Annotated in this window: 3 protein-coding genes and 1 pseudogene; 1 reads left to right on the top strand and 3 read right to left on the bottom strand. The window is 71.3% G+C overall.

What is annotated here, in order from left to right:
* A pseudogene (locus ABD378_RS27405) lies at positions 1-1,747 on the top strand (hypothetical protein); the annotation flags it as partial.
* Here ABD378_RS27405 and ABD378_RS27400 read toward each other — a convergent pair.
* Genes ABD378_RS27400 through ABD378_RS27390 form a run of 3 tightly spaced genes read right to left on the bottom strand, consistent with a single transcriptional unit; the run spans position 1,744 to position 6,440 of the window.
* The gene (locus ABD378_RS27400; protein WP_344524840.1) at positions 1,744-2,871 is read right to left on the bottom strand and encodes an aromatic ring-hydroxylating oxygenase subunit alpha; all 1,128 of its coding nucleotides are present in this window, start codon (positions 2,869-2,871) and stop codon (positions 1,744-1,746) included. The pseudogene ABD378_RS27405 and the gene ABD378_RS27400 sit on opposite strands and share 4 nt — an antisense overlap.
* 24 nt (positions 2,872-2,895) lie before the next feature.
* Positions 2,896-5,358, bottom strand: a complete 2,463-nt coding sequence (locus ABD378_RS27395; protein ID WP_344524838.1) for a GcvT family protein — start codon at positions 5,356-5,358, stop codon at positions 2,896-2,898.
* A complete protein-coding gene (locus ABD378_RS27390) occupies positions 5,355-6,440 on the bottom strand; it encodes an S-(hydroxymethyl)mycothiol dehydrogenase (protein WP_344524836.1) in 1,086 nt (361 codons plus the stop codon). The genes ABD378_RS27395 and ABD378_RS27390 overlap by 4 nt, the downstream gene beginning before the upstream one ends.
* Positions 6,441-6,592: the final 152 nt, after the last annotated feature.

The raw sequence follows: 6,592 nt of genomic DNA, 5'->3' as shown, positions 1-6,592 counted from the left end.
CGCCCGCCGCACCGCGCGTGCCCTGCGCGCCGAGCGCGGCGAGATCGCGGGCGCCCCCGAGGATCTGCCGGAAGACACCGGAGCCCCCAAGTCCTCGCTGCCCGCCCTCCGCGAGGCCTACCGCGCCGCGTCCCAGCTCTACGAAAAGGTCGGCGTCGGCGCGGACCTGCGCGCCGAACAGGCCCGCGCCGAGAGCGACGAGAGCGGCGCCCTCGCCGAACTCGACCGGCTCAGCAACAAGGTCCGCACGCGCGCCGCCCTGCTCCTTGAGGGGACGGACGGCTCCGACGGCCCGTCCCGGCAGGCCGCGTCCGCCCGCGCGGAGGCCCAGGTCCAGCTCATCGAGACCCGCGCCTCCGCCGCGAGCGAGCAGCTCGGCCGGCTCCGCGGCGAGGCCGAGCGGCTCGCCCCGCAGGACGGCGACGCACACACCGAGCTCCCCGAAGACCTCGTCCCCGCCGACGCCGAGCAGGCGCAGACCCTCCTGCGCACCGCCACGAGCGAACTGGCCGCCCACACCGAGGCGTTGAGCCAGGCCAAGGACGCGCACGCCACCCTCCTGCACGCCCACCGTGCCACCGAGGACGCCGCCGGAGGCTTCGACGAGACGGCGGCCCTCCTGCGCGACCTGCTGCGCGAACAGCACCAGGACACCGACGGCGCCGCGGCCGCCGAAGAGCCCGAGCCCTACCCCGGCACCCTCGAAGAGGCCCGCCAGTCCGCGGCCGAGACCCGGCGCTCCCTGCGCGGCTGCGCCGCCGACCTCTCCGCCGCCGAGGCAGCGGTCCGCGAGGCCGGCGACATCCTCGTACGGCACGCGAACTCCACGCGCTACGAGCAGGTGCGCACCCCGGCCCGCCAGCAGATCCGCGAACTGCCCGCGTCCGCGCTGCCGGAGCACGCCAAGAAGTGGGCCGACGCCTTCGCGCCCCGCCTGCGCGTGCTCACCGACGAGCTGGAGCAGCTGGAGCGCAACCGCGACAGCATCGTGGACCGCCTCCGCGGGCTCGTGGAGTCCTCGCTCGCCACGCTCCGCTCGGCCCAGCGCCTCTCGCAGTTGCCCGAGGGCCTGGGGGAGTGGTCGGGCCAGGAGTTCCTGCGCGTCCGCTTCGACGAGCCCGACCAGGCGACGCTGACCGAGCGCCTGGGCGAGGTCATCGACGAGGCCACGCGGGCCGCGGTCAAGAAGAACTCCGACATGCGACGGGACGGAATGACCCTGCTCCTGCGCGGAGTCCAGGCCGCCCTGGAGCCGCGCGGCATCGCCGTCGAGATCCTCAAGCCGGACGCGGTGCTGCGCGCCGAGCGGGTGCCCGTCGGCCAGATGGGAGACGTCTTCTCCGGCGGCCAGCTGCTCACCGCGGCCATCGCCCTGTACTGCACGATGGCCGCGCTTCGCAGCAACGACCGCGGCCGCGACAAGCACCGGCACGCCGGCACGCTCTTCCTCGACAACCCCATCGGCCGCGCCAACGCCACGTACCTCCTGGAGCTCCAGCGGGCTGTCTCGGACGCGCTCGGCGTGCAACTGCTGTACACCACCGGCCTGTTCGACACGACCGCGCTCGCGGAGTTCCCGCTGGTCATCCGGTTGCGGAACGACGCGGACCTGCGCGCGGGCCTGAAGTACATCAGCGTCGAGGAGCACCTCAGGCCGGGCCTGCCGCAGCAGGACCCGGCCGAGGAGACGGTGCACGGGGAGATCACGGCGACGCGCATGTACAAGCGCCCCGCGCCCACGGCCTAGCCCAACCGGCTGGTCAGCCAGTCATGGAACTGCCCGATGTGGTGCTCGGTCGGCACGAGCACCCCGCCCCGGCGATAGGCGCGTGACGCCATCGCGGGCTGGGTGCGCTCACAGGCCTCGAAGTCCTGCTCGTTGACCCGGTGGAAGAGCTCCACGGACTTGGCGAGGTCCACGCCGGACGCGACGACCTCGGGGGCGTACAGCCAGTCGCACTCGACGACCGTGCGGTCCTCGGCCAGCGGGAACATCCGGTGCAGGATCACGTGGTCGGGGACGAGGTTGATGAAGACGGTCGGCTTGATCGTGATCGCGTAGTAGCGGCGGTCCTGGTCCTCGGCGACTTCGGGCAGGCGCTCGAAGCCCGCGCTGCCGTCGACGGTGAAACCGGTGACCTCCTCGCCGAACGAGGCGCCGTGCCCGACGTAGTACTGGGCGGCGAACCCGTCGGCGAACTCCGGCAGGACATCGGTCAGTTCGGGGTGGATGGTCGCGCAGTGATAGCACTCCATGAAGTTCTCGACGATCAGCTTCCAATTGGCGCGCACGTCGTACGTGACGCGCTTGCCGAGGGCGAGCCGCTCTGTTCCGTAGTGGTCGATGGACGCCGCGTCGCCCAGACGCTCCACGGCGGCGCCGATGACGCTCTCCTCGAAGGAGGGCGGTTCGTCGGCCAGACACACCCAGGCATAGCCGAGCCACTCCCGCAGCGCGACCTTGACCAGGCCGTACTCGGTGCGGTCGACGTCGGGCATCTTCACCAGGTTCGGGGCGGCGATCAGTTTGCCGTCCAGGTCGTACGTCCATGCGTGGTACGGGCATTGGAGCGCGCGGCGCACCTCGCCCGACTCCTGTGTGCACAGCCTGGCGCCGCGGTGCCGGCAGATGTTGAGGAAGGCGCGCAGCTCTCCGGAGCGCGAGCGGGTGACAAGTACGCTCTCGCGACCGATCTGGACGGTGCGGAAGGCGCCGGGTTTGTCGAGGTCGGCGGCGCGCACCGCGCAGAACCAGAGCGATTCGAAGACGCGTTCCTGTTCCTGCCGGAAGATCTCCGGGTCGGTGTAGAAGTGGCCCGGCAGCGTGGTGATCAGGCTGGTGGCGGACGGGGCCGCGGGGGTCGTCGTCACGGTGGCTTACTCCTGAGGGGGCTCTCAGCGGCGGATGCGGGTCATCTTCGGGTCGAACAGCGGCTCTTCGGCGACCGTCGCGGAGACCTTCTCGCCGAAGTACTCGATGTGCACGCCCGCGCCCGTCTCGAGCGGCGGCAGCCACGCGTAGGCGACGCAACGGCCCAGCGTGTAGCCGTAGGAGGCGCTGGTGACGTACCCGGCAGGGACCCCGTCGACATACACAGGCTCCTTGCCGAGGACGACGGCGCCCGGATCGTCGAGCAGGAGAGCGGTGAGCCTGCGTGCGGGGGAACCGAGTTGTTCGAGCGCGGCACGGCCCATGAAGTCGCCCCGGTCCATGCGGACCGCGAAGCCGACCCCCGCTTCGTAGGGGCTGTGTTCGGCGGTCATGTCGTGGCCCCAGGCGCGGTACCCCTTCTCCAGGCGCAGGCTGTTGAATGCGGACCGCCCGGCCGCGATCACGCCGTGCCGCCGCCCCGCCTCCCAGAGCGTGTCCCAGAGCCTGAGCCCGGTGTCGGCGCTCGTGTAGAGCTCCCAGCCCAGCTCACCGACGTAACTCAGACGCATCGCCGTCACCGGGACCTGGCCGATGTAGGTCTCCTTGGCCTTGAAGTAACCGAACGCCTCGTGCGAGAAGTCGTCGCGGGTGAGCGGCTGGACGAGGTCGCGGGCCAGCGGGCCCCAGACGCCGATGCAGCAGGTGCCCGATGTGATGTCCCGCAGGTGCACGTCGTCGGGGGCGTGACGCAGGAGCCAGTCCAGATCCGCCGGGCTGTTGGCGCCGACCTGGAAGCGCTGCGGGGCGAGCCGGGCCACGGTGAGGTCGGAGCGGATGCCGCCCGCCTCGTCCAGGAGGAGGGTGTACGTCACCGCACCGGGCTTCTTGGCCAGGTTGTTGGAGGTCATGCGCTGCAGGAAGGCGAGCGCACCGGGTCCTGACACCTCCAGGCGGCGCAGGGGAGTCATGTCGTAGAGGGCGACCTTCTCGCGGGTCGCCTTCGCCTCCGCCGCCGCGATCGGCGACCAGTGGCGGGCCGACCAGGCGTCGCGTTCGGGGACCTCGACGCCCGCCAGAAGCGGGGCGTTCGCCTCGTACCAGTGCGGACGCTCCCAGCCGCCGCCCTCCAGGAAGACGGCGCCCAGCTCCTGCTGGCGGGCGTAGAAGGGGCTGACCCGCAGCGGCCGGGGCTGCTCCATGGGCTGCAGGGGGTGGAGGACGTCGTAGACCTCGACGAACTGCTGTGCGCCGCGGTCGGCGACGTACGCGGGAGAGCGCTGGGCGTCCTCGAAGCGGGTGAGGTCGCAGTCGTGCACGTCGATGGAGGGCCGCCCGTCGACCATCCACTCGGCGACCGCCTTGGCCACGCCCGCGGAGTGTGTCACCCACACCGCCTCGGCCAGCCAGAAGCCGCGCAGTGCACGGGACTCACCGAGGACCGGCATCCCGTCGGGGGTGAAGGAGAAGACGCCGTTGAAGCCCTCCGCGACGCCGGTGTCGCGCAGGGAGGGCAGCAGCCAGCCGCAGTCCTGCCAACTCGGCGCGAAATCCTCCTCGGTGAAGGGGTACGAGGACGGCATCTGAGCGCTGTCGTCGTACGCCGGGACCGTGAACGCGTCGATGGGCAGCGGACGGTGGGCGTACGAACCGATGCCGATCCGGTCGGTGTGCTCACGGAAGTACAGATCACGGTCCTGGAAGCGGAGGATCGGCTTGGAAGCCTCCGTACGCGGGTCGTTGACCCCCGCAAGCTCGGGGAGCGGCTCGGTCTTGGCGTACTGATGGGCGAGGGGGAGCAGGGGTATGTCGACACCGGCCATGCGCCCGATCACCGGACCCCAGAAGCCCGCCGCCGATACGACGTGGTCGGCGGGGAAGGTGCCCCGGTCGGTGACGACGGCGGTGACGCGGCCGTCCTCCTGCTCTATGCCGGTGACAGTGTGCCGGTCGAGGAATCGCGCGCCACGCGCGCGTGCCCGTTCGATCTGCGCGCGGCAGGCGAGCACGGCGCGGGCGAGCCCGTCGTCGGGGGTGTGCAGGCCGCCGAGGACCTTGCTCTCGTCGATGAGCGGCCACATCTCCTTGCACCGGGCGGGTCCGACAAGCTCCGCGCGGATGCCCCAGGAGGCGGCGTATCCGGCCTTGCGGTGCAGGTCGGACCAGCGCTCGGGCGTGGTGGCGAGTTCGAGACCGCCGACCGGGTTGAAGCAGGACAGGCCGTCCACTTCAAGGGCCCCGAACTTCTCCACCGTGTACGTGGCGAAGGCGGTCAGGGTCTTGGACGGGCCGGTCTGGAAGACAAGGCCGGGGGCGTGCGAGGTGGAGCCGCCGGGGGCGGGGAGCGGACCCTGTTCGAGGACAGTGACGTCGGTCCAGCCGCGGGCGGTCAGCTCGTCCGCGAGGGAGCACCCGACGATGCCGGCGCCGATGACGACGACGCGCGGCGTGGGGGAGGCGGCCTGGGGCGCGGAAGCACGGTCGCTCACAGGACCACCACCGAACGCAGCACCTCGCCGCGGTGCATCCTGCCGAACGCCTCCTCGACCTGGTCGAGCGTGATGGTCTCGGAGACGAATCCGCCGAGGTCGAGTCGGCGGGTGAGGTACTGGTCGACGAGTATCGGGAAGTCCCGGGTCGGCAGACAGTCGCCGTACCAGGAGGACTTGAGGGCGCCGCCGCGCGAGAACAGGTCGATCAGGGGCAGGTCGATCCTCATCTCGGGGTCGGGCACACCGACCTGGACGAGCACACCCGCGTGATCCCGCATGTAGAAGGCCTGTTTGTACGTCGACGGGGTGCCGACCGCGTCGATCGCGACGTCGACCCCGAACCCCCCGGTGAGTTCGCGGACCGCGTCGACCGGGTCGGTGCCGCGGGAGTTGACGGTGTGCGTGGCGCCGAACCGGGTCGCCCCGTCGAGCTTGGCCTCGTCGATGTCGACGGCGATGACCCGGCGCGCGCCCGCAAGCGAGGCCCCGGTGATCGCGGCGTTGCCGACACCGCCACAGCCGATGACGGCCACGGTGTCGCCGCGGCCCACCTGGCCGGTGTTCACGGCGGCGCCGTAACCGGCCATCACCCCGCAGCCGATGAGCCCGGCGGCCTCGGGGCGTGCCGCCGGGTCCACCTTCACCGCCTGCCCGGCGGCGACCAGGGTCTTCTCCGCGAAGGCGCCTATGCCGAGGGCCGGGCTCAACCGGGTGCCGTCCAGGAGGGTCATGGGCTGGGCGGCGTTGCGAGAGTCGAAGCAGTACCAGGGGCGGCCACGCAGGCAGGAGCGGCAGGCTCCGCAGGGGGCGCGCCAGGCGAGCACCACATAGTCGCCGGGGCTGAGGTCGGTGACGTCGGCGCCGACCGCCTCGATGGTGCCGGCGGCCTCATGGCCGAGCAGGAACGGGAAGTCGTCGTTGATCGCGCCTTCCCTGTAGTGCAGATCCGTGTGGCAGACCCCGCAGGCCTGCACGGAGACGAGTACCTCTCCCGGTCCGGGATCTGGCACGACGATCGTCTGCACCTCGACGGGTGCGCCCTTTTTCATGGCGACGACGGCACGGACCTCGTGTGGCACGGCCAGGCTCCTCTGCTGTTGCGCACTGCACGACGGGTTGCGCTATGAGAGACATAGTGGGAACGCCATCAAGAGGCCGTCAAGGGGTGGGAGTTAACCCTTGGCAAATCCGCAGGGCACAGCGAAACGCGATCGACACGCGACGAGGGCGG

The sequence above is a fragment of the Streptomyces rectiviolaceus genome, from assembly GCF_039533825.1.
GTDB lineage: Bacteria > Actinomycetota > Actinomycetes > Streptomycetales > Streptomycetaceae > Streptomyces > Streptomyces rectiviolaceus.
The sequence above is the reverse complement of the archived record's forward strand: the minus strand, read 5'-3'. Positions and strand labels throughout refer to the sequence as shown.